The organism is Streptomyces cavernae (genome assembly GCF_004023625.1).
Lineage (GTDB): Bacteria > Actinomycetota > Actinomycetes > Streptomycetales > Streptomycetaceae > Streptomyces > Streptomyces cavernae.
The window spans coordinates 1-22,076 of the sequence record NZ_ML137712.1; the positions used below are offsets into that span (position 1 = coordinate 1).

The 22,076-nt window shown below is 70.9% G+C and carries 19 protein-coding genes and 1 pseudogene; 5 read left to right on the forward strand and 15 right to left on the reverse strand.

What is annotated here, in order from left to right:
- Positions 1-289 precede the first annotated feature (289 nt).
- Genes EF387_RS06050 through EF387_RS06060 form a run of 3 tightly spaced genes read right to left on the reverse strand, consistent with a single transcriptional unit; the run spans position 290 to position 3,831 of the window.
- Entirely contained in the window at positions 290-1,072 is a 783-nt protein-coding gene (locus EF387_RS06050) for a 3-oxoacyl-ACP reductase (protein WP_128375447.1), read from the reverse strand.
- 6 nt (positions 1,073-1,078) lie between these two features.
- On the reverse strand, positions 1,079-2,449 hold the full coding sequence (locus EF387_RS06055; RefSeq protein ID WP_128375448.1) for an aldehyde dehydrogenase family protein: 1,371 nt from the start codon (positions 2,447-2,449) through the stop codon (positions 1,079-1,081).
- 11 nt (positions 2,450-2,460) lie between these two features.
- On the reverse strand, positions 2,461-3,831 hold the full coding sequence (locus tag EF387_RS06060; protein ID WP_128375449.1) for a glutamine synthetase family protein: 1,371 nt from the start codon (positions 3,829-3,831) through the stop codon (positions 2,461-2,463).
- A 76-nt stretch (positions 3,832-3,907) separates the two neighbouring features.
- On the opposite strand from EF387_RS06060, the gene EF387_RS06065 reads away from it, so the two are divergent.
- Entirely contained in the window at positions 3,908-4,633 is a 726-nt protein-coding gene (locus tag EF387_RS06065; protein ID WP_128375450.1) for a FadR/GntR family transcriptional regulator, read from the forward strand.
- 157 nt (positions 4,634-4,790) lie between these two features.
- Positions 4,791-5,477 (forward strand): gamma-glutamyl-gamma-aminobutyrate hydrolase family protein, encoded by a 687-nt coding sequence (locus EF387_RS06070; RefSeq protein ID WP_128375451.1) that lies wholly within the window; start codon positions 4,791-4,793, stop codon positions 5,475-5,477.
- Between the two features lie 182 nt (positions 5,478-5,659).
- Here EF387_RS06070 and EF387_RS06075 read toward each other — a convergent pair whose 3' ends face one another.
- Both EF387_RS06075 and EF387_RS06080 read right to left on the reverse strand, forming a co-directional pair.
- Entirely contained in the window at positions 5,660-6,379 is a 720-nt protein-coding gene (locus EF387_RS06075) for a helical backbone metal receptor (protein ID WP_420802532.1), read from the reverse strand.
- 45 nt (positions 6,380-6,424) lie between these two features.
- A complete protein-coding gene (locus EF387_RS06080; RefSeq protein WP_128375453.1) occupies positions 6,425-6,991 on the reverse strand; it encodes a helix-turn-helix domain-containing protein in 567 nt (188 codons plus the stop codon).
- A 320-nt stretch (positions 6,992-7,311) separates the two neighbouring features.
- Here EF387_RS06080 and EF387_RS06085 point away from each other — a divergent pair, with 320 nt between their 5' ends.
- Positions 7,312-8,241, forward strand: coding sequence for a 5'-3' exonuclease (locus tag EF387_RS06085; protein WP_238431369.1), 930 nt, complete (start codon positions 7,312-7,314; stop codon positions 8,239-8,241).
- 249 nt (positions 8,242-8,490) lie between these two features.
- On the forward strand, positions 8,491-9,339 hold the full coding sequence (locus tag EF387_RS06090; RefSeq protein WP_128375455.1) for a siderophore-interacting protein: 849 nt from the start codon (positions 8,491-8,493) through the stop codon (positions 9,337-9,339).
- Between the two features lie 46 nt (positions 9,340-9,385).
- Here EF387_RS06090 and EF387_RS06095 read toward each other — a convergent pair whose 3' ends face one another.
- The 3 genes from EF387_RS06095 to EF387_RS06105 all read right to left on the reverse strand — a co-directional run bounded on the left by EF387_RS06095 (position 9,386) and on the right by EF387_RS06105 (position 12,136).
- Positions 9,386-10,174, reverse strand: a complete 789-nt coding sequence (locus EF387_RS06095) for an ABC transporter permease (RefSeq protein WP_128375456.1) — start codon at positions 10,172-10,174, stop codon at positions 9,386-9,388.
- A complete protein-coding gene (locus EF387_RS06100) occupies positions 10,171-11,220 on the reverse strand; it encodes an ATP-binding cassette domain-containing protein (protein WP_128375457.1) in 1,050 nt (349 codons plus the stop codon). The genes EF387_RS06095 and EF387_RS06100 overlap by 4 nt, the downstream gene beginning before the upstream one ends.
- Positions 11,221-11,485: 265 nt before the next feature.
- Complete coding sequence (locus EF387_RS06105; protein ID WP_128375458.1) at positions 11,486-12,136, reverse strand: PadR family transcriptional regulator; 651 nt, start codon at positions 12,134-12,136, stop codon at positions 11,486-11,488.
- 212 nt (positions 12,137-12,348) lie between these two features.
- Between EF387_RS06105 and EF387_RS06110 the strand changes: the two genes are divergently transcribed.
- Positions 12,349-13,290, forward strand: a complete 942-nt coding sequence (locus EF387_RS06110; RefSeq protein ID WP_128375459.1) for an RluA family pseudouridine synthase — start codon at positions 12,349-12,351, stop codon at positions 13,288-13,290.
- Between the two features lie 28 nt (positions 13,291-13,318).
- Here EF387_RS06110 and EF387_RS06115 read toward each other — a convergent pair whose 3' ends face one another.
- From EF387_RS06115 to EF387_RS06145, 7 genes and pseudogenes are all read right to left on the reverse strand, one after another.
- Positions 13,319-14,992, reverse strand: coding sequence for a cytochrome P450 (locus tag EF387_RS06115; protein ID WP_238431360.1), 1,674 nt, complete (start codon positions 14,990-14,992; stop codon positions 13,319-13,321).
- Between the two features lie 88 nt (positions 14,993-15,080).
- The gene (locus EF387_RS06120) at positions 15,081-15,701 is read right to left on the reverse strand and encodes a GTP-binding protein (RefSeq protein WP_128375460.1); all 621 of its coding nucleotides are present in this window, start codon (positions 15,699-15,701) and stop codon (positions 15,081-15,083) included.
- Complete coding sequence (locus EF387_RS06125) at positions 15,682-16,152, reverse strand: DUF742 domain-containing protein (RefSeq protein WP_128375461.1); 471 nt, start codon at positions 16,150-16,152, stop codon at positions 15,682-15,684. The genes EF387_RS06120 and EF387_RS06125 overlap by 20 nt, the downstream gene beginning before the upstream one ends.
- Positions 16,149-16,556, reverse strand: a complete 408-nt coding sequence (locus EF387_RS06130; RefSeq protein ID WP_128375462.1) for a roadblock/LC7 domain-containing protein — start codon at positions 16,554-16,556, stop codon at positions 16,149-16,151. The genes EF387_RS06125 and EF387_RS06130 overlap by 4 nt, the downstream gene beginning before the upstream one ends.
- Positions 16,553-18,235: an ATP-binding protein gene (locus EF387_RS06135; RefSeq protein ID WP_128375463.1), complete on the reverse strand. Its 1,683-nt coding sequence runs from the start codon at positions 18,233-18,235 to the stop codon at positions 16,553-16,555. Before EF387_RS06135 ends, EF387_RS06130 begins: the two co-directional genes overlap by 4 nt.
- Before the next feature lie 439 nt (positions 18,236-18,674).
- A pseudogene (locus EF387_RS48055) lies at positions 18,675-18,749 on the reverse strand (TetR family transcriptional regulator); the annotation flags it as partial.
- A gap of 423 nt (positions 18,750-19,172) precedes the next feature.
- Entirely contained in the window at positions 19,173-22,025 is a 2,853-nt protein-coding gene (locus EF387_RS06145) for a DEAD/DEAH box helicase (RefSeq protein ID WP_128375464.1), read from the reverse strand.
- Positions 22,026-22,076 lie beyond the last annotated feature (51 nt).

The following is a 22,076-nucleotide window of genomic DNA, read 5'->3' on the forward strand; positions in this document are numbered from 1 at the left end:
GCCAACTGGGGCCGGGTCAGGGGCGGAACGGACACATCGAAAACCACGGCCTGCGACTCGGAAGACACACCAACAGCCTCACACCACTGACGCTCCTGCACCCACAGAACTAACGAAAAACTCAGTAGGGCGTGTTTCGAAAGTCCTGTGCGGTGCCCGCGGGGTCCGGTGCGTGCCCTCGGCGTGCCGGACGAAAGCCCTCGTACTGGACGTACTTGGGCTTTCGGCCGGTGCGGCGAGAGTGCGTGCCGGGCGCCGTGGGTGCTGTGCGGGACTTTCGAAACACCCCCTAGAGCGGTGTGACGTACGCCCCCGAGATTCCGCCGTCCACCAGGAAGTCGGTGGCGTTCACGAACGAGGAGTCGTCGCTGGCGAGGAACGCGACCGCGGCCGCGATCTCGTCGGCCTCGGCGAACCGTCCGAGCGGGATGTGCACGAGCCGGCGGGCGGCACGCTCCGGGTCCTTGGCGAACAGCTCCTGCAGCAGCGGGGTGTTGACCGGTCCCGGGCACAGCGCGTTGACGCGGATGCCCTCCCGGGCGAACTGCACGCCCAGTTCGCGGGACATGGCGAGCACTCCGCCCTTGGAGGCGGTGTAGGAGATCTGCGAGGTCGCCGCGCCCATCCGGGCCACGAACGAGGCGGTGTTGATGATGGAGCCCTTGCCCTGGCGCCGCATGTAGGGGATGGCGGCCTTGCAGCACAGGTAGACGGAGGTGAGGTTGACCTCCTGGACCCGTTTCCAGGCCTCGAGGCCGGTCTCCAGGATCGAGTCGTCGTCGGGCGGTGAGATGCCGGCGTTGTTGAAGGCGATGTCGACGGAGCCGTAGGTGTCGTACGCGGTCTTGAAGAGCGCATCGACCTGCTCGGCGTCGGTGACGTCGACCTTCACGAAGATCCCGCCGAGTTCGTCGGCGGCGGCCTTGCCCCGGGTCTCGTCGACGTCGCCGCAGACGACGTGGGCGCCCTCGGAGGCGAGCCGCCGTGCGGTGGCGAGGCCGATGCCGCTGCCGGCACCGGTGATGACGGCGGTGCGGCCGACCAGGCGGCGGCAGATGGTGTCGTCGGTCATGGTGGCTCAGGCCTCCGTGCTGATGAAGACGTTCTTGGTTTCGGTGAAGGCGGCGAGCGCTTCGGGGCCGAGTTCACGGCCGAGGCCCGACTGTTTGAAGCCGCCGAAGGGGGTCCAGTAGCGGACGCTGGAGTGGGAGTTGACGGACAGATTGCCCGCCCGGACGGCCCGCGAGACCCTCAGTGCCCGTCCGACGTCCCGTGTCCACAGGGAGCCGGCGAGGCCGTAGGGGGTGTCGTTGGCGAGCCGGACGGCGTCGGCCTCGTCCTCGAAGGGCAGCACGACGGCGACCGGTCCGAAGACCTCCTCGACGGCCACGCGCGCGTGCGGGTCGACGTCGGTGAGGACGGTGGGCGGGAACCAGAAACCGGGCCCCTCGGGGGCTGCCCCGCTGATGCCCTGCGCGTCGGCGGCCACGTACGAACGCACGCGCTCCAGCTGGACCTTCGAGATCAGCGGGCCCATCGCCGTCTTCTCGTCGGCCGGGTCGCCGACGACGACGGACTCGATCGCGGGGGCGAGGAGTTCGAGGAACCGGTCGTGGACCGAGCGCTGGACGAGGATGCGGGTGCGGGCGCAGCAGTCCTGGCCGGAGTTGTCGAGGAAGGACATGGGGGCGGCCGCCGCGGCGGCCTCGAGGTCGGCGTCGGCGAAGACGATGTTCGGGCTCTTGCCGCCGAGTTCGAGGGTGACGCGCTTGAGGAGGGCCGAGCCCTTGGCCAGTACCTGCTTGCCGACGGCCGTCGATCCGGTGAAGACCACCTTGGCCACCCCGGGGTGCTCGACCAGGGCGTTTCCGGCCACCGGTCCAGCGCCGGGGAGCACTTGGAAGAGGTGCTCGGGCAGCCCCGCCTCCAGGGCGAGTTCGGCGAGCCGCAGGGCGGTGAGCGGGGTGGTCTCGGCGGGCTTGAGGATCACCGCGTTGCCGGCCGCGAGGGCGGGGGCGGTGCCCCAGGCCGCGATCGGCATCGGGAAGTTCCAGGGGGCGATGATGCCGACGACGCCGAGGGGTTCGAGGAAGGTGACGTCGATGCCGCCGGCCACGGGGATCTGGCGGCCGGAGAGCCGTTCCACTCCCCCGGCGGCGAAGTCCAGCAGATCCCGGACGTTGCCGGCCTCCCAGCGGGCGTTGCCGATGACGTGCCCGGCCTCGCGTACCTCCAGCAGGGCGAGTTCCTCGACGTGGTCGTCGACGACGGTGGCGAACCGGCGCAGCAGCCGGGCCCGGTCGCCCGGCGCGCGGGCGGCCCAGTCCGCCTGCGCCTTCGTGGCCCGTACGACGGCGGCGTCCACGTCCTGCGGGGAGGCGGCCGGGACGGTGGCGACGACTTCCTCGGTGGCCGGATTGAGTACCTGGAGCTCGTGCTCTGAGGACAAGGAACGACCTTTCACAGACGCTCGAAGGAGCGGCGCAGCTCCCAGTCGGTGACCGCGGCGTCGAAGGCCTGCAGCTCGACTCGGGCCATGTTGCGGTAGTGCGCGACCACCTCGTCACCGAAGGCCGCCTTGGCGATGGGGCTGTTCTCCCAGAGCTCGGCGGCCTCCCGCAGGGTGGTGGGGACGTGCTCGTACTCGGCGGTGTAGGCGTTGCCGGCACACGGCTCGGGCAGTTCCAGCTTCTGCTCGATGCCGTACAGCCCCGCGGCGACGAGACCGGCCACCGCGAGGTGCGGGTTGACGTCACCGCCGGGGAGCCGGTTCTCGAACCGCATGGAGCGGCCGTGGCCGACGACGCGCAGGGCGCAGGTGCGGTTGTCGTATCCCCAGGCGACGGCGGTGGGGGCGAAGGAGCCGGGCTGGAAGCGCTTGTAGGAGTTGATGTTGGGCGCGTACAGGAGCGAGAAGTCGCGGAGGGCGGCCAGCTGTCCGGCGAGGAACTGGCGCATGATCTCGGACATGCCGCCGGGGTCCGTGGCGGAGCCGGCCATGACGCTGCGGCCGCCCGTGTCCGCCAGCGAGAGGTGGATGTGGCAGGAGTTGCCCTCGCGTTCGTTGTACTTGGCCATGAAGGTGATCGAGACGCCTTCCTGGGCGGCGATCTCCTTGCTGCCGGTCTTGTAGATGGCGTGCTGGTCGCAGGTGACGAGGGCCTCGTCGTACTTGAACGCGATCTCGTGCTGGCCGGGGTTGCACTCGCCCTTGGCGGACTCGACGGTCAGCCCGGCACCCGCCATCTCGTTGCGGATGCGGCGCAGCAGGGGCTCGATGCGGCCGGTGCCGAGGACGGAGTAGTCGATGTTGTACTGGTTGGCGGGGGTCAGGTGGCGGTAGCCGGCGTCCCAGGCCTGTTCGTAGGTGTCGCGGAAGACGATGAACTCCAGCTCGGTGCCGACGTTGGCGGTGTAGCCGAGTTCGGCGAGGCGCTGAAGCTGACGGCGCAGGATCTGGCGGGGCGCGGCGACGACCGGTGAGCCGTCGTTCCAGGCGAGGTCGGCGATCAGCATGGCCGTACCCTCGTTCCAGGGCAGTCTGCGCAGTGTGCTGAGGTCGGGGTGCATGGCGAAGTCGCCGTAGCCCCGGTCCCAGGAGGACATCTCGTATCCGTCGACGGTGTTCATGTCGGTGTCGACGGCGAGAAGGTAGTTGCAGCCCTCGGTGCCGTGGTGCAGGACCTCGTCGAGGAAGAAGCGCGCGGCGAACCGCTTGCCCTGGAGTCGGCCCTGCATGTCCGGGAAGGCGAGGACGACGGTGTCGATCTCGCCGCCCGCGACGAGGGCGTGCAGCTCCTCGACGCTGAGGGGCGGGGTGCGGTCTGCCACGGAGGGCCTCCTTGGGTCAGCCGAGGGCCTTAAGGTATTGCCGAGGACCATTGCTTGGGAAGGGGACGCGGCCAGAATGTCGCAGGCGGAGGATTCTCTGGCGCCGGTCTTGCGGCCGGTGCGGGCCGGCAACGGCTTCGAGGAGGCTCTGGAGCAGATCCTCCAAGTCGTACGGCTGGGCCTGGTGCCCGCGGGAGAGCGGCTGCCCGCCGAGCGGGACCTGGCGGAGCGGCTCGGCATCAGCCGAGTGACGCTGCGCGAAGTGCTCAAGGTGCTGCAGGACCAGGGGCTTGTCGAGTCGCGGCGCGGGCGCTACGGCGGCACGTTCGTGCTGTCGCGCGCCGAGGCGCAGGGCGAGGACGAGTTGCGGCGGCGGAGCGGCGAGACCGACATCGAGGACGTGCTGCGCTTCCGTGAGGTGCTGGAGGTGGGGGCGGCGGGGCTGTGCGCGGCGCACGGCCTGGACCGGGAGCAGACCGTTCGGCTGAGGGAGGCGCTCGCCCGCACCCGGGACGCGCCGCTGGCCGACTACCGGCGGCTGGACACGCTGCTGCACCTCACGCTCGCGGAACTGTCCGGCTCGCCGACGCTGACGGCGCAGTACGCGGCCGTCCGCGCGGCCGTGAACGACCTGCTGGACTGCATCCCGCTGCTGGTGCGCAATCTCGAGCACTCGCAGCGGCAGCACGCCGCGCTGGTGGAGGCGGTGCTGGACGGGGACGCGGACGGCGCGCGGGAGATCATGCGGGAGCACTGCGCGGGGACGGCGGCGCTGCTGCGGGGCTTTCTGGGGCGGCCCTGAGCAGGGCCTGAAACGGGCTTGAAACGGCCCGAGCCGGGCTTGAAACGAGCTTGAGCCGGGCATGAGACGGGCTTGCTTTGTCCGCACCGGCACACAAAGGTATGGACTCAGTCCAATGTTGGGTCATGATCGGGTCGACTGGGCGAGGGAGAGCACTGTGAGCAGGCCGCTGATCGGGGTCACCACCTATCTGGCGTCCGCGGCGCGCTGGGGCGTGTGGGAGCTGGACGCGGCACTGCTGCCGGTCGGCTATCCGCGGCTCGTGCAGGGCGCGGGCGGGCTGGCGCTGATGCTGCCGCCGGACGACCCCTCGCGCGCCGCCGCGATGGTGGCCGAGCTGGACGGCCTGGTGATCGCGGGCGGGCCCGATGTGGAGCCCGTGCGGTACGGGGCCGAGGCCGAGCCGCGGACGGGGCCACCGGCCCGGGAGCGGGACGCCTGGGAACTGGCGCTGATCGAGGCCGCGCTCGCCTCCGGAACGCCGCTGCTGGGCATCTGCCGCGGTATGCAGCTGCTGAACGTGGCCCTGGGCGGGACACTCGTGCAGCACATCGACGGCCATGTGAAGGACACCGGGGTCTTCGGACGGCACACGGTGACACCCGTGCCGGGCACGCGGTACGCGTCCGTCGTGGCGGAGGAGTCCGCCGTGCCGACCTATCACCATCAGGCGGTGGACCGGCTGGGTACCGGCCTGGTGGCGTCGGCGCACGCCGACGACGGCACCGTGGAGGCGGTGGAACTCCCCGGTTCCGCCTGGGTGTTGGGGGTGCAGTGGCACCCCGAGATGGGTACGGACCTGCGCGTGATGGAGTCCCTGGTCCGGGCGGCCGCCGGGCGCTAGTGCCCCGACAGGCAACGTTGCCCATCCATGCGCTGGAGGGCAAAGGCTCCTCTCCCTGCCGGGGCACCAAAAGGCAGACGCTCCCTGCCGGGGCGCCAGAGGGCAGACGCTCCCTGTCGGGGCAGCAGAGGGCAACCCCTCCCTGCCGGACGCCAGACAACGACACGTTCCCTGCCGGGGCACTAGCTCCGGGACGCGGCCTCCCTCAGGGCCGCGCCGAGCGCCAGGGGCGCCTCCGCCAAGGACGGGCCGTACCAGGTGAGATGGCGGCCGCTCACCAGGGCGCAGGGGGCCGTGAACGACTCGGGGCCGTCGTCGGGGGCGAACCGGTACGGCTCGTCGGGCAGCACCACGAGGTCCACGTCCGGCAGTTCACCGAGGGCGATCCGCGGATAGCGTTCGGTGTGCGTCGCGTACACGTTGTCCACGCCGAGCCGGGCCAGTACGTCGCCCGCGAACGTGTCCCGGCCGAGCGCCATCCACGGCCGCCGCCAGATCGGCACGACGGCGCGGACCCGCTGCCCGGGCGCGGGCAGCGCGGCCCATGCCGCCTCCGCCTGCGCCAGCCACGCCGGACGCCCCGGGACACCGCACGCGGCGAGCACCCTGGCCAGTTCGGTGAACGCCTGCGGCAGATCGCGGACTTCGGTCACCAGCACCTCGAGCCCCGCCTCGCGCAGGGCGGTCAGATCGGGCTCCCGGTTCTCCTCCTCGTTGGCGACCACCAGATCGGGGGCCAACTCGACGATCCGGTCCACCGCGGGGTTCTTCGTGCCTCCGATCCGCACGACGTCCAGGTCCGCCGGGTGGGTGCACCAGTCGGTGGCGCCGGCCAGCGCACCGGGCGCCGACACGGCGATCGCCTCCGTCAACGAGGGCACGAGTGAGACAACGCGCTTCACAACGGTCAAGATAGCCCGGCCGGCCAGGGACGGCCCCGGCCGGCCTCAGCGGCGCTGCTCCTCCACCGCGTCGATGTGGTCCGCGACCGCGACCACGATCACCCGGGTGTCCGGCTCGGTGGCCCGCCAGCGGTGCCGTACGCCGCCGCTCAGATGCATCGCGTCGCCACGGCCCAGCCGGTGTGCCCGGCCCTCCGCCTCGATCTCCACGGCGCCGTCGGCCACGTACAGCAACTCGTCGTTACGGTGCTGGAACTCGCGGCCGGCGTCGTGGTCACCGGTGAACTCCATGGCGTGCAACTGGTGGTGGCCGCGCACGAGGGGGCGCACCTGGGTATCAGGAGCACCCGGCAGTTCGTCGGGGGCGCGCACCACATCGACGCTTCGCGCCGGATCGGCCGCGGCGAGCAGTTCCACACAGGTGGTGCCGAGCGCGTCGGCGACCTTCTCCAGGGAGCGCATGCTCGGCCGGGCCCGCTCGTTCTCCACCTGGCTCAGGAACGGGACCGACAGCCCGCTGCGCTGCGCCACGACGGAGAGCGTGAGCTCCAGTGCCCGGCGCCGCCGCCGGACGGCCGCGCCCACCCGAAGGGTCTCTTTGCTGTCGTCCATCGCTTCGGCTCCCTCCTGTGCTCGTGGGGTGACACTGCCGGCGCCGGTCCTGGATGTGATGCTCTCGAGGGTTTCTCTGCACCCTACGCATGTTCGGCAAACCGCTTCATGCGCCTGTCACATCCCTGTAAAGAAGGGGTGCGATTCAGGACTTCACTGGCCGCGCCAGTACACCAACAGCACCGGCCCCTACGGAGCCGTACGCGACCGGGTGCCCCCTTATGGCGATGTGATTGACCGGATCTTTTTCGTGCGCGGCCGGAACACCGAAAAGGGCTGGGCCGCGGCCCGGACGGCGACTGTCAGTGGCGTGCGGCATGATGCGTGGCGTGACCGGACGACTGATGCTCCTCGACACCGCCTCCCTCTACTTCCGCGCCTATTTCGGGGTGCCGGACTCGGTGCGGGCCCCGGACGGCACGCCCGTGAACGCGGTGCGCGGCCTGCTCGACTTCATCGACCGGCTGGTGCTGGACCACCGCCCGGACGCCCTGGTGGCCTGCATGGACGCCGACTGGCGGCCGCACTGGCGGGTGGAGCTCATCCCCTCCTACAAGGCGCACCGGGTCGCGGAGGAGGTCCCGGCCGGGCCCGACGTGGAAGAGGTGCCGGACACTCTGTCGCCCCAGGTGCCGGTGATCGAGGACGTCCTGGACGCGCTGGGCATCGCGCGTGCGGGGGTCGCCGGGTACGAGGCCGACGACGTGATCGGCACCTTCACGGGCCGCGCCACGGGACCGGTCGACATCGTCACCGGCGACCGCGATCTGTTCCAACTGGTCGACGACGAGCGCGGGGTGCGCGTCCTGTATCCCCTCAAGGGCGTGGGCACCCTGCAGATCACCGACGAGGCGCTGCTGCGCGAGAAGTATGGGGTGAACGGTCCGGGGTACGCGGATCTGGCTCTGCTGCGCGGCGATCCGAGCGACGGGCTGCCGGGCGTGCCCGGGATCGGCGAGAAGACGGCCGCGAAGCTGCTCGCCGAGTTCGGCGACCTGGCCGGGATCATGGCCGCGGTCGACGACCCGGCGGCAAAGCTCACGCCGTCGCAGCGGAGGCGCCTCGACGAGGCCCGGCCGTATGTGGCGGTCGCGCCGAAAGTCGTGCGGGTGGCCGCCGACGTGCCGCTGCCGGACGTCGACCCGGTGCTGCCGCGCACCCCGCGCGATCCGGCGGCGCTGGACGCCCTGGCCGCGCGCTGGGGGCTGGGCGGTTCGCTGCGGCGGCTGCTCACAACACTCAGCGAGTGAACGACGCTCAGTAAGTGACGACGCTCAATGAGTGACGAGGCCGGTGAGCGATGCGGTCGGCGAGTGAGGAGTGCGTTCCCTGTCGGAAGAAACGAAATTCTCAAAGTTTCTCAAAGTCGAAAGTCATCTTCCGCAGGTAGAAGGTCACAGTGCCCGAACGAGGAGCAACCCGATCTCCTTCGGACCGGCTTTTCACCCCGTAGAGGTGCTAACTTAGGTAAGCCTAAGCACGTGACCCGGGAGAGCGCCATGGCAGAGCGTCCTGCACGCACGGTCCGCAAGCCCCACTCCGCACGCGTGGTGCGCACCGAACGGCTCACCCCGCATATGCAGCGTGTCGTGCTGGGCGGCGAGGGCCTTGCGGGGTTCGCGGTGGGCACCAGCACCGACCACTATGTGAAGCTCCTTTTCCCGTCCGGTGGCGCCGAGTACCCGGACCCCTTCGACATGGAGCGGATCCGGGAGGAGTTCCCCCGCGAGCAGTGGCCCGTGACCCGCACGTACACCGTGCGCGCCTGGGACCCGGTGCACCACGAGCTGACGCTGGACTTCGTCCTGCACGGCGACGAGGGACTCGCCGGGCCGTGGGCGGCCCGGGTGCAGCCCGGTGAGCTCGTACGGTTCATGGGCCCCGGCGGGGCGTACGCGCCCGACCTTGACGCCGACTGGCATCTGCTCGTCGGTGACGAGAGCGCGCTGCCGGCGATCGCCGCCACCCTGGAGTCGCTGCCGGCCGGGGTGCGGGTGCACGCCTTCGTGGAGGTCTCGGGACCCGACGAGGAGCAGAAGATCACCTCCGACGCGGAGGTCGTCTGGCTGCACCGCGGGGACCGGCCGGTCGGCGAGGCGCTGGTGGAGGCCGTGCGGTCGCTGGAGTTCCCCGAGGGCCGGGTGCACGCGTTCGTGCACGGCGAGGCCGGCTTCGTGAAGGAGCTGCGCCGGCTGCTGCGGGTGGATCTGCAGGTGCCGCGCGAGGACCTGTCGATCTCCGGGTACTGGCGCAACGGGCACACCGAGGACCGCTGGCAGGCCACCAAGCGGGAGTGGAACGCGCAGGTGGAAGCCGAGCAGGAGGCGGCCGAGGCGGCCGCCTCCTGAGTTCCCCGGTCCCCGGACCTTCACTGGCCTCAGGCCTGGCCGAACCTCAGACCGACCTCTGGTAGGAGCGGAACGTACGGATCGACAGCCAGACCGCCGCCACGGCCAGCGCGAGCAGTCCTCCCCCACGCAGGAGCACCGCGCCCCAGTCGGGGTCGGCGGACAGCGCCGAGCGGCCCGCCACCATCGCCCAGTCGAGCGGGTTGAGGTCGGCGGCGTGCCGCATCCACCCGGGCATCCCGGACGGGGCCATGAAGGCCGACGAGAGGAACGTCAGCGGCAGCAGCAGGAAGGTGTTGACGCCGATGATCGATTCCCGTTCCCGTACCAGCATGCCCAGCGCGTTGGAGAACGCCCCGAAGATCGTGCCGAGCAGCACCGCGGCGACGATCAGGACGAGGACGCCGACCGCCCCACCCGGGTAGTCGGCGCCGCCCAGCAGTCCGAGCAGCACGATGACGACCGACTGCAACGCGGTGACCAGGCCGTTGTTGACGACGTTGCCGTTCATCAGCGCGGCCCGGCTGACCGGGGTGGTCAGGAAACGGTTGAGCGTGCCCCGCTGGATCTCGTCGAGCGTGGTCATCCCCGCCCACATGTTGGAGCTGAGCGCGCTCATCACCACGACACCGGGCACCAGGTAGTCGAGGTACGACGTCGTGCCGAAGCCGCCGAGTTCGACGACCTTCCTGAACAGGCTGCCGAACAGGAACAGCCAGACCACCGGCTGGATCAGGGTGATCAGCAGATACGCAGGCTGCCGCAGGTACACCAGGAGCTGGCGCTGGGTCATGTACCAGGTCTGGGAGACGGCGGCCGGGACGACGGCGCTCATCGCACACCTCCCGCGAGGGCGAGCCGCTCCGTGCCGGCGGCCTCCGCCTCGGCGTAGCGTCGGCCCGCGTACCGCAGGTACACGTCGTCGAGCGAGGGCCGGGCCACGGTGGCAGCGGCCACGCCGACCCCGGCCCGCTCCAGCACGCCGAGCAGCGCGGGCATCGCGACGGCCCCGTCGTCGGCGCGGACGCTGATACGACGACCGTCGTAGAGCGTCTCGTGCACGCCCGGCACCCTGATCAGCGCGCCCTCGAGGAGCGTGCGGCCCGAATCGCCGAGCGGGGAGCGCAGTTCCACATGGACGGCGTCGCCGCGCAGTTCGCCCTTGAGTGAGTCGGGGGTGCCGTCGACCACGACCCGGCCGCGGTCGACGATCGCGATGCGCTCGGCGAGCCGGTCGGCCTCTTCGAGGTGGTGGGTGGTGAGCAGGATGGTCAGGCCCTCGTCACCGGCGAGCCGGGCGATCTCGTCCCACATCGCGGTGCGCGCCTCGGGGTCGAGGCCGGTGGTGGGCTCGTCGAGGAAGAGCACCTCGGGGCGGTGGACCAGGCCGAGCGCCACGTCGAGCCGGCGGCGCATTCCGCCGGAGTAGCCCTTGACCTGGCGCGGTGCCGCGTCGGCCAGGCCGAAGCGCTCCAGCAGCCCGTCGACGCGACGGACCAGGGCCGCGCCCCTCATGCCGTACAGCCGGCCCTGGAGCAGGAGGTTCTCGCGGCCCGTGGCGACCGGGTCGGCGCCGGAGTTCTGCGCGACGACGCCGATGGCGCGGCGCACCCGGTCCGGGTGGCGCAGCACGTCGTGGCCGGCGACCACGGCCGTGCCCGAATCGGGGCGGGCGAGGGTGGTGAGGATCTTGACGGTGGTGGACTTGCCGGCGCCGTTGGGGCCGAGCAGTCCGAAGACGGTGCCCTGCTCCACGGTGATGTCGATGCCGTTCAGCGCGGTGACGTCACCGGGATAGGTCTTGATCAGTCGGCGTGCGGCCACCGCGGGCCGGGCCGCGGTTCCCGCCGCCGGTTCCACTGCGTGCGCAGGGATGCTCATGTCAGCTGCTCTCCTGTGTGAACGGAGTTCCCGGGGTACGGCGGGTCGGGCCGCGTACGCCGGGTGTTCTCGGTGGTGGCCGGGCCGGCTCGGGGGCTCCGAGCGGTCCCGGGTGTACTGCCGAGCCGATCCGGGTGAAGAGCGCCGGGCTATTCTGGGTGTGCCGCACCTCGATCGTCCGGACTGCCTGCACGGCGGATTCGGTTCGGGGTTCGAGACCCTGGCGGAGCTGCTGCAACAGCTCTGCCGGGGTCTGTTTCGCCGGTCACTGTCTGCTGGTGTCGCCGCCTTCCAGGTCCCGGTACTCCTCGGGGAACTCCCCGGTCTCCGCGAAGCTCCGCCATTCCTTGACGCCGGGCAGCGTGCCGCCCGTCAGCTCCGCGAGGAAGCCACGGACCCATTCCGCCTGGGCCTCGATCATGTGCAGTTGGTATTCGGTCTCGACCAGGAAGAGCCGGGGCAGCGTCTCGTAGAGCTTCGCCAGCGCGCCGCGCAGGCTCGCGACCTGCAACTCCAGAGTGCTGAGGCGCTCCTCCAGGAGCCGCGCCACCTCGTCGGGGTGGATGATCCCCATCAGGGAGAGCGCGGCGTCGAAGATCGGGAACTCCCGCGCCGGAACGGCCAGCAGGTCCGACAGCCATTCCGTGGCCTCTTCACGCCCGGCGTCCGTGATGCCGTAGAGCGTGCGCTCGGGGCGGTTGCCCTGTCGCTGCACCTCGGCGACCTCGACGAAGCCGTGCTTCTGCAGGTTCTGGACGACGGTGTAGAGGGAGCCGTAGTTGATCTTCAGCGTGGTGTCCTTGCCGCGCCGGCGGAGCGTCTGGGCGATCTCGTAGGGGTGCATGGGGCGCTCGATGAGCAGCACCATGACCGCCAGCGCCAGCGGGTTACCGAGCTTGCGACGCTTCGTCGGCACGGGACCACCTCTCGTTGGAGGTCTGCTTCGACAGAGCCGGGCGGGTCGGCAGTGACCGGTTAGCCCGTGGGCGAATATCCGTGACCGAACATATCGCGTCTGCCAACGGCCGTCAATGGACACGATGTATCGCGTTCACGCGCGGGCGGCAAGAGGCGGCAAGAGAGGCGGGCGAGGAGGGACGCGAGGCCGTCGCCTCGTACGCTTGATCAATGCGACGCAAGCGCCGGATTCCGCCCTCCCCCCTGCCCCAGCGGGACGGGGTGGACGCGGTGCGCGTGCGGCTGCCCGCCGGAGAGGGCTGGGCGACCGTGCGGGAACATCTCGTCGCACGGCTCGCGGCGGGCGACGGGGTCATCGACCGAATGCTGGGCGACGGTCTGATCGTCGATGAGGCCGGACGGCCTGTCGCCGCCGACGCCGCGTACGTACCGGGCATGTTCGTCTGGTTCCACCGGGAACTGCCCGCCGAGGAACGGGTGCCGTTCGAACTGGAGGTCGTGCACCGGGACGAGCACATCGTCGTCGTGGACAAGCCGCACTTCCTGGCCACCACGCCGCGCGGCAGTCATGTCGCCGAGACCGTACTCGCCCGGCTGCGGCGGCAGTTGGCGGAGCCGCGGATCGCCGCCGCGCACCGGCTGGACCGGCTCACCGCCGGGCTCGTCCTGTTCACCGTGCGGCCCGAGGAACGCGGGGCGTACCAGACGCTGTTCCGGGACCGGCGGGTGCGCAAGGAGTACGAGGCCGTCGCACCGTACGACCCGCGGCTGAGCCTCCCCCGGACCGTGCGCAGCCGGATCGTCAAAGAGCGCGGGACGATGGCCGCCCGGGAGGTCGCGGGTGAGCCCAATGCCGTCAGCGAGGTGGCACTGGTCGACCACCGGGGCCGGCTGGGGCGGTACCGGCTGCTCCCCCGCACCGGGCAGACCCATCAGCTCCGGGTGCACATGACCGCACTCGGCGTCCCGATCCTCGGTGACCCGCTCTACCCGGAGGTGACCGGCCCCGTGCCCCCGGGTGACTTCCGGCGCCCGCTGCAACTGCTCGCGCGGTCACTGGAGTTCACCGATCCGGTCACGGGGCGGGAGCACCGGTTCGTCAGCACCAGGGAACTGCAGGCCTGGGCTTCGTACGAGACGTGGGCCGCCTAGGAGGCCCAGGGGCCGCCGGTCCGCGGGGTCAGTGGCCGCGCCTCCAGCGCAGCAGCCGTCGCCAGGCGCCGCGGAGGCGGGACAGGCCGGGTCGGCGGGGTCGGCCGGGCGCCGGTTCCGGCTGCCCGGCCGGGGTCTGCGACGCGGTCGAGGTCTGCGGTGCGGTCGCGGCCACGGTCTGCTGCATGGGCGTGGCCGGTGGCATCGGAGCGCCCGGCGGCATGGTGGCGGTCGAAGGCATGGGCGTACTCGGCGGCATGGTGGCGGTCGCAGGCATGGGCGCGCTCGGCGGCATGGGCGCGGGCGCCGGTTGCGGGAGGGCCCGTGAAATGGGCCTTGCCTCCGGCCCCACCGCGGTGGCCACCGGGTACGGCCCGAGTTCCGGCTGGTGCACCGCCGGGCTGGTGGGGCGGACCTCGACGTCCTGCTGCGCCCTCGGCTCGAACTCAACCGGCAGTTCGACCAGATGCCGGGACTGGATGGTCTGGGACCACCGCAACTCCTCTTCAGTGACGGCGAGTTGCACGTCGGGCAGCCGGGTGAGCAGCGCGTCGACACAGGTCTCGGTGATCGCACGGCCGATGTCCTGGCCGGGGCACTCGTGCCGGCCGGCACTGAAGGCGAGATGGGCCCGGTTGCCCATCATGTTCGCCCTGGGGTCGGGGCGGACGGCCGGGTCGACGTTGCCCGGCGCGATACCGAGGAGCAGTCCGTCTCCCTTGCGGATGCGTTTGCCGCCCAACTCCGTGTCCTGCTTGGCGAAGTAACCCAGCACCGAGGTGAACGGCGGGTCGTCCCACAGGGACTGCTCGACCGCCTGCGGGACCGTCATCTGGCCGCCGTTGAGCTGGGCGCGGAACCGTGGGTCGGTGAGCACCATGCGCAGGACGTTGGCGATGAGGTTGGCCGTGGACTCGTACGCGGCGATCAGCACGAGCCGCAGGTGCTGGCAGACCTCCTCGTCGTCGAGTCGTGCCGGGTGGTTGATGAGGTGGCTGGTGAAGTCGTCCTGCGGAACGGCCCGGCGGCGGAGGGTGAGCCGCATGAGGACGTCCGTGACGTACTCGTTGCTGGCGATCGCGGTCGCGGTGCCCTTGAGCATGTCACGGGCGGCCTGCACCAGGCGTTCGCCGTATTCCTCGGGCATGCCGAGGACTTCGCACATCACCGCCATCGGGAGATGCTCGGCGAACTCGCCCACCAGGTCCGCACTGCCCCGCTCGCAGAACCTGTTCACCAGGACCTGGGTGTGGTGGTCGATGTGGCGGCGCATCCCGCGGAAGTCGACCGTGGAGACGGCTCCCATGACCGCGCCGCGCAGCCGCAGGTGCTCGTCGCCCTCCGCCGTGCTGCAGAACGGCTGCCAGGTGAAGATGGGGGCGAGCGGGTGGTCGGGGCCCGCCGTGCCGTCCTGCACGGCCCGCCACTGACGGCTGTCGCGGGTGTAGTGCGCGGCGTTGCTCACCATCTGGAAGTTCTCGGTGAGGCCCAGCACCAGCCAGACCGGGACGTCGTTGTGCAGCAGCACGGGGGCGACGGTGCCGTGTTCGGCGCGGATCTCCTCGAAGAGGGCCGCCAGGTCCTCCGCCTCGGGGCCGTAGACGCGGCGCAGTCCGCCGGGGCCCAGGCCGTGGGCGGGGCAGCCGGGCGGAGGGGCGGGCGTGGGGTCCGTATCGGTGAGGGAGTGCGGTTCAGGCGTCACGGTGGTTGGCTCCGGGGCTGAAGTGGTTCCGGTTGCTGGTCGGTTCGGGTGAGGGGGCCGGACGGGCCGAGTTCGGGGGCGCGCGGGCTCAGCCGTGGGGGGACTTCATCGCCAGCGCGTGCAGATAGCGCATCAGGGTCAGCAGCGCGTCCCGGCTGGAGGACCGGTGGCGGGCGTCGAACTGGAGCATCGGGATGTCCGGTGTGAGGTCGAGCGCGGAGCGCAACTCCTCCATCGGGTACCGGGGGGCGTCCGGGAATTCGTTGATCGCGATGATGAAGGGCACCCCGCACTCCTCCAGGCGCCCTATGACGTCGAAGCTGACCTCGAGCCGGCGGGTGTCGATCAGGACGACCGCGCCGAGGGCCCCTTCGAACAGGCCGTTCCACAGGAACCAGAAGCGTTGCTGGCCGGGGGTGCCGAAGAGGTACAGCACCAGCTCGTCGGTGATGGTGATGCGGCCGAAGTCCATGGCGACGGTGGTCGCGGTCTTGGTCTGGGAGCCGAAGTTGTCGTCGACGCCGATGCCGGCCTGCGTCATGGTCTCCTCGGTGGTCAGCGGTCTGATCTCGCTGACGGAGCCCACCATGGTCGTCTTGCCGACACCGAAGCCGCCCACGATCACGATCTTCGCCGCCGAGGTGACCGTGTGCGGCAGCTTGTCCTCGGTCCGGGGACCCGTGATGGTGTCAGAGCTTTTGAAGTCCATGCATCACCGCTTCGAGAAGGGAACGGTCCGGCAGCGACGAGCGGACGACGGGGGCGCGCGCCTGGACCAGATCGGCCGCCAGCATGTCGGTGAGCACGACGGCCACCGCGCTGTACGGCAGGTGGAGGTAGGCCGAGATCTCGGCCACGGACAACGGGGCACCGCACAGCTCCAGCAGGACCGCCTGCTCCGGCGGTACCTCGCCGGGCGGGTCCTCCCGGGCGACGATCAGGGTGACCAGGTCGAGGGGGGACCGGTCGCCGTCCTCGCCGCCCGTGATGGTGAACAGGCGCTGCGGGTCCGGTGGTTCCGGCGGTTCCGGCTCCCCCGGTGGTCCCGGGGGCTCCGGTGGGCCCTGCGCGGTCGTGCCGCCGGCCGCAGGTGGCCCGGGGGTGACAACGGAGCCCGCTTCCTTGATCGGATGTCGCCGTCGGCGCTGGGGAGGGATCATACGGAGTGTCCGTTGTGCCGGGGTGGACTGGTGAGATAGTCGCCGATGCGGCTGACGAGGTCGCGCATGTGTCCGCTCATGTTGGCCGGCATGGTGCGCACGTCCGCGAGGACGGCGAGGTAGGCGTTGGGGCCCGCGGCCATCAGATAGAAGTAGCCGCCGTTCATCTCGATGATGACCAGGCGCATCCGTCCGTCGCTCTGCGGGATCTCGCTCGCCACGGCGGCCGCCAGGCTCTGCAGGCCCGCGCAGGCGGCGGCCACCCGGTCGGCGCCGTCGGGTTCGCCACCGTAGCGCGCGATGCGCAGGCCGTCGGCGGAGAGCACCACGATCTGCTCGATGCCCGGCACGCTGTCGGCGAGTTCCTTGAGCATCCAGTCGAAGTTGCCCTGCTGCTGGATCACTTGAGGTCTCCCTCGTCGTCGGCCGTCACGGGGGCCGGCTGGTTGTCCGTGTCTGATGCTGCTGTCGCGGCCGGCCCGGATGCCTCCGAGGCGAGCTCTGCCCGGCTGTCCGAGGAGGCCGGGTCGGGCCGGCCGGGGCTGTCACCACCGGTGTCCGGAGCGGACTTGTCCGGGCCGCCCTTGAGGCCCTCGAAGAACTCCTCGACCCAGAGCCCGGGCGGGGGTTCCTCCTCCTGCGGCGCGGCGGGTGCGGCGGCCCGGGCCGCCGCCTGCTCGGCCTCCATCTGCTGCGTGGCGAGGAGCCGCTCGCTGAGCGGGGTCCTGACCCGGCTGCGGCGCTGCGGGAGGCCGTTCGCGGTCCATTCGGTGACGACCGGGACGTCGTCGTCGTAGGGGTCCTGGCCCGGCCGGGGGACCCGCGGTCCGGTGGTGGGGCGGCGCTTCTTGGGCGAACGCTTCGGGCCCACGACACCGTCGAGGGTGGGCAGCGGCCGGGAGACCGCACCGATGCCGTGCGCGTGCAGGCCCACGGGCCTGGGATCGGTGGAGAGCATGCTGCGCGGCACGACCATCACCGCGCAGCAACCGCCGTAGGAGGACGGCCGCATGGAGATCTCGATGTTGTACATCTTCGCCAGCCGGCCGACCACCGCCATGCCCAGCCTCGGGGTCTCGCCCACCTGGGTCATGTCGATACCGGCCCGGGCGTAGCCGAGGAGCGTGTCGATCTTCTGGCGGCGTTCGTCGGTGAGCTTGACACCCGCGTCCTCGAACTCGATCGCGATACCGGTCTGCACCTCGGTGGCGGTGACCCGCACCTTGGACTGGGGCGGCGAGAACCGTGTGGCGTTGTCCATGAGTTCGGCGGCGATGTGGATGATCGGCTCGACGTAGAGACCGGCGATGTTGACCACGGCGATCGAGTCCAGCTTGATGCGCCGGTATTCGAGGATGCGGGACATCGCGCCGCGCAGTGTGCTGTACAGGGTCACGGGCTTGGGCCAGCGGCGTCCGGGACCGCCGCCGCCGATGACGCCGAGGGAGTCGGCGAGCCGGCCGATCATCGAGTTGCCGTGGTCGAGGCGCAGCAGGTTGTCGAAGACCTCGGGGTTGTTGCCGTGGTCCTCCTCCATCTCCCGCAGGTCGATGGCCTGTTGGTGGCAGATGGCCTGGACGCGCCGGGCGACGTGGACGAAGGAACGCTGCGAGGCGTCGCGCCGTGACTCCTCGTCGGAGATCAGGCGCAGCACCGTGAGGAGCAGTTCCCGTTGCACATCGGGCATGTCCCGCCACTCGGGACGGGAGTCGACCCGGTTGCGCATCACCTCCCGGACGGGTTCACCGCCGAGCACCCAGCCCACCGTGGCGGGAAGGATCTCCGTACGCAGCCGGAGCACCTCGTCGTCGTTGGCGGCGATACGCCGCTCCAGTGCGGCGGTCCGCTCGGCGTGTTCGGCGCGCAGCGCGCGCAGGGCCCGACCGCGGCGCAGCGCCGCGGCGGCGACCGCGATCAGTAGCAGGGTCGCCACGGCGCCGCAGCAGGCGACGGCGATACGGGCCGACGGCGCCACCAGGGCGGCGGCGGTCCCGGTGGCCGCGGCCATGAGTATGGCGGGCAGCAACAGCACGCGCGCGAAGGGGACTTCTCGGCCACCGGGAGGAGATTGAACTCTCACCATGTATGCCCTCTGAAAATCGGTGGAGGTGTAGGGGTCCGTGCAAGGGAAGGTCGTGGGGGGCGTAAGCGGATCTTCATAATTTTTTGGGAACAAGCGCACGATTACACCGCAACTCGGTGCGCCGCGGGCGAGCTTAGTCCGACCGGATCAACGCCGAGTCATATTCCGCAAGCACCTGAAACCGCCCCTATGAGCGGAATAAACTCAGGCCCATTTACACGATGAGCTACCGATCGCACACCGCGAGTGATGGCGTACGGGCGTCCGAAACCTGCCGCTCAGAAGGGTTACGACACCTCTACGGTCCCGGAGCGGGGCGCGGGCCCTGCTCGGGCTCGGGCCCTGCTCGGGCTCGGGCTTGGCTCGGGCTCGGGCTCGGGCTCGGGCTCGGGCTCGGGCTCGGGCTCGGGCTCGGGCTCGGGCTCGGGCTCGTCAACTATCGGCAGGCGTCCTTCGGTTCGGCCCGCACGGCATGGAAGCCCGCGAAGCGCTCGGCGCGTGCCTCGGGGAGCAGTGGGTGGGGAATCAGTCGCGGTGGCTGAGGAGCTCGTCACGTGCGGCATCACGACTGTGGTGGCCGCGGACGCCCGCGTCGGACCCCGTGACGGCGAACACTCGACGGGGCTTATCGCTCGGGCCTCTACGGCCACGGACACCGTGACGGACGCCTGGCCGCCGGAACGAGCCGCGGAGCCAGTGGCGCCCACCCGGCCGGAACGGGCCATGGACCCCGCGGCGCCAGCCCGGCCGGAACCAGCCGCGAACCCACAGCGAACGCCCGACCGGAAGAACGAGCCACGGACCCCCGGCGAACGCCCGTCCGAAACCAATCACGAACCCCGCGGCGCCTGCCTGGTAGAGACGTGCCGTGAGGCCCGCCGACGGACGCCGGATCAGTCACCGGCGCAGGCCGGATCACTCGTCGGCGGACGCCGGATCAGCCCACCGACGAGTAGGCCACGACGCCCCGCAGCAGCCCGTCGACGGCCTTGCGGGCGTGCTTGGCGACCGTGGAGCCCTCGGCGGGCGCGGCGGCCGCGATCTGGCCCAGCACGTCGATGACCTGCTTCGTCCAGCGGACGAAGTCGCCGGCCGGCATCTCCGCCTCGCGCAGCACCTCGTCGAGGCCCTTGCCGGACGCCCACATATAGGCCGCCCACGCGAAGCCGAGGTCGGGTTCGCGCTGGCCCACGCCCTCGGTCTGGTTGATGCGGAACTCCTCCTCCAGGGCGTCCAGCCGGCCCCAGATCCGCACCATCTCGCCCAGCGCGGCCTTCGCCTTGCCGGAGGGCACCTTCGGCGCCAGCGCGTCGTCGCCGACCCTTGACTCGTACACCAGCGCCGAGACGCACGCGGCCAGTTCGGCCGGGGCGAGGCCCTCCCAGACCCTCTCGCGCACACACTCACTGGCGAGCAGGTCGAGTTCGCCGTAGAGCCGGGCGAGCCGCTTGCCGTGCTCGGTCACCTCGTCGCCGCGCAGATAGTCCAGCTCGGTCAGGAGCGCGACGATGCGGTCGAAGGTGCGGGCGATGGTGTTCGTCCGGCCTTCGATGCGCCGCTCCAGCTGCGAGGTGTCCCGCAGCAGCCGGTGGTAGCGCTCGGCCCAGCGGGCGTGGTCCTCGCGGTCGGAGCAGCCGTGGCACGGGTGCGCGCGGATCTCGGTGCGCAGCCGGGCGATCTCACGGTCGTCGGCGGCCGCGGCCCGCCGCTTGCGGTGCCGGTCGGGAACGATGTGCCCGGCCTTGCTGCGCAGCGCGGAGGCCAGGTCCCGGCGGGACTGCGGGGAGCGCGGGTTGAACGACTTCGGGATCCGCATCCGCTCCAGCGCCTCCACCGGCACCGGGAAGTCGATCGACGCGAGCCGCTTCACCTGGCGTTCGGCGGTCAGCACCAGCGGGCGCGGCCCGTCGTGCTGCTCGAAGCCGCGGTGGCCGTTGGACCGCCCGGCGGGCAGCCCCGGGTCCAGCACCAGCGCCAGACCGGCGTACTTGCCGGTGGGGACGTGGATGACGTCACCCGGCTTCAGCTTCTCCAGTGCGACGGCGGCCTCCGCGCGGCGCTGCACCGCGCCCTGCCGGGCCAGTTCCGTCTCACGGTCCTTCAGTTCACGGCGCAGCCGCGCGTAATCCTCGAAGTCGCCGAGGTGGCAGGTCATGGAGGCCTTGTAGCCCTCCAGGCCCTCCTCGTTGCGCTGCACCTGACGGGAGATCCCGACGACGGACCGGTCGGCCTGGAACTGCGCGAACGACGTCTCCAGCAGTTCGCGCGAGCGGTGCCGCCCGAACTGCTCCACCAGGTTCACGGCCATGTTGTACGACGGCTTGAAGCTCGAGCGCAGCGGATAGGTGCGGGTGCCCGCGAGCCCGGCCAGGTGGTCCGGGTTCATGGCGCGCTGCCACAGCACCACGGCGTGGCCCTCGACGTCGATGCCGCGGCGTCCGGCACGGCCCGTCAGCTGGGTGTACTCACCGGGCGTGATGTCCGCGTGCTGCTCGCCGTTCCACTTGACGAGTTTCTCCAGCACCACCGAGCGCGCGGGCATGTTGATGCCGAGCGCCAGCGTCTCGGTGGCGAACACGGCCTTGACCAGGCCGCGGACGAACAGCTCCTCGACGACCTCCTTGAACGTCGGCAGCATGCCCGCATGGTGGGCGGCGATACCGCGCTCCAGGCCCTCCAACCACTCGTAGTAGCCGAGGACGTGCAGGTCCTCGGTCGGGATGGACGCCGTGCGCTCCTCGACCAGCTCACGCACCCTGGCGCGGGCCTCCTCGTCGTTGAGTCTGAGGCCCGCGTACAGGCACTGCTGCACGGCTGCCTCACAGGCGGCACGGCTGAAGATGAACGTGATCGCCGGCAACAGCCCTTCGGCGTCGAGCCGTTCGATGACCTCGGGGCGGCCCGGCGTCCACACCCGCGAACGCTGCCGCCGCTCCCGCTCACGGTCGGCCTCCCGCATCGCCCGGCCGCGTCTGCGGTCCTGGTACGACGGCCGGCTCGCCTCCATGCGGGCCAGCCGGGCGAGATCGGGGTTGACGGCCTTCTTGTGGCCCTCCCCCTCCTCGAACAGGTCGTACATCCGGCGGCCGGCCAGCACATGCTGGAACAGCGGGACCGGGCGGTGCTCGGAGACGATGACCTCGGTGTCGCCGCGGACGGTGTCCAGCCAGTCGCCGAACTCCTCGGCGTTCGACACGGTGGCCGAGAGCGAGACGAGCGTCACCGACTCGGGGAGGTGAATGATCACCTCTTCCCACACGGCGCCCCGGAAACGGTCGGACAGGTAGTGCACCTCGTCCATGACCACATGGCCGAGCCCGCGGAGTGTCTGCGAGCCCGCGTAGAGCATGTTGCGCAGCACCTCGGTGGTCATCACGACCACCGGCGCGTCGGCGTTGACGCTGTTGTCGCCGGTGAGCAGGCCCACCTTCTGCGAGCCGTAACGGCGGCACAGATCGGCGTACTTCTGGTTCGACAGCGCCTTGATCGGGGTGGTGTAGAAGCACTTCTTGCCCTGCTGGAGGGCGAGGTGCACCGCGAACTCACCGACGATCGTCTTGCCGGAACCCGTGGGCGCGGCCACCAGAACGCCCTTGCCCGCCTCCAGTGCCTGGCAGGCCTCGATCTGGAAGGGGTCGAGGCCGAAGTCGTACATCTCGCGGAAGGAGGCGAGAGCGGTGGCCTGCTCGGCAGCACGCCTGCGAGCTGCCGCGTACCGCTCGGCCGGGGAGAGGTCCTGAGTCATCGTGCTTTCGAGCGTACCGGGAGCCACTGACAACAGGACGATCAATATCCGGATCGCGGGCCGCGAAACCCCATGCGGAAACCGGTCGCCTCCCGT

What these genes read in the sequence shown, in the direction of transcription:
- EF387_RS06050 (WP_128375447.1), bottom strand. Translation starts at nt 1,072, where the DNA reads ATGACCGACGACACCATCTGCCGCCGCCTGGTCGGCCGCACCGCCGTC.
- EF387_RS06065 (WP_128375450.1), top strand. Translation starts at nt 3,908, where the DNA reads ATGTCGCAGGCGGAGGATTCTCTGGCGCCGGTCTTGCGGCCGGTGCGG.
- EF387_RS06080 (WP_128375453.1), bottom strand. Translation starts at nt 6,991, where the DNA reads ATGGACGACAGCAAAGAGACCCTTCGGGTGGGCGCGGCCGTCCGGCGG.
- EF387_RS06085 (WP_238431369.1), top strand. Translation starts at nt 7,312, where the DNA reads ATGCGTGGCGTGACCGGACGACTGATGCTCCTCGACACCGCCTCCCTC.
- EF387_RS06090 (WP_128375455.1), top strand. Translation starts at nt 8,491, where the DNA reads ATGGCAGAGCGTCCTGCACGCACGGTCCGCAAGCCCCACTCCGCACGC.
- EF387_RS06095 (WP_128375456.1), bottom strand. Translation starts at nt 10,174, where the DNA reads ATGAGCGCCGTCGTCCCGGCCGCCGTCTCCCAGACCTGGTACATGACC.
- EF387_RS06100 (WP_128375457.1), bottom strand. Translation starts at nt 11,220, where the DNA reads ATGAGCATCCCTGCGCACGCAGTGGAACCGGCGGCGGGAACCGCGGCC.
- EF387_RS06110 (WP_128375459.1), top strand. Translation starts at nt 12,349, where the DNA reads ATGCGACGCAAGCGCCGGATTCCGCCCTCCCCCCTGCCCCAGCGGGAC.
- EF387_RS06120 (WP_128375460.1), bottom strand. Translation starts at nt 15,701, where the DNA reads ATGGACTTCAAAAGCTCTGACACCATCACGGGTCCCCGGACCGAGGAC.
- EF387_RS06125 (WP_128375461.1), bottom strand. Translation starts at nt 16,152, where the DNA reads ATGATCCCTCCCCAGCGCCGACGGCGACATCCGATCAAGGAAGCGGGC.
- EF387_RS06135 (WP_128375463.1), bottom strand. Translation starts at nt 18,235, where the DNA reads ATGGTGAGAGTTCAATCTCCTCCCGGTGGCCGAGAAGTCCCCTTCGCG.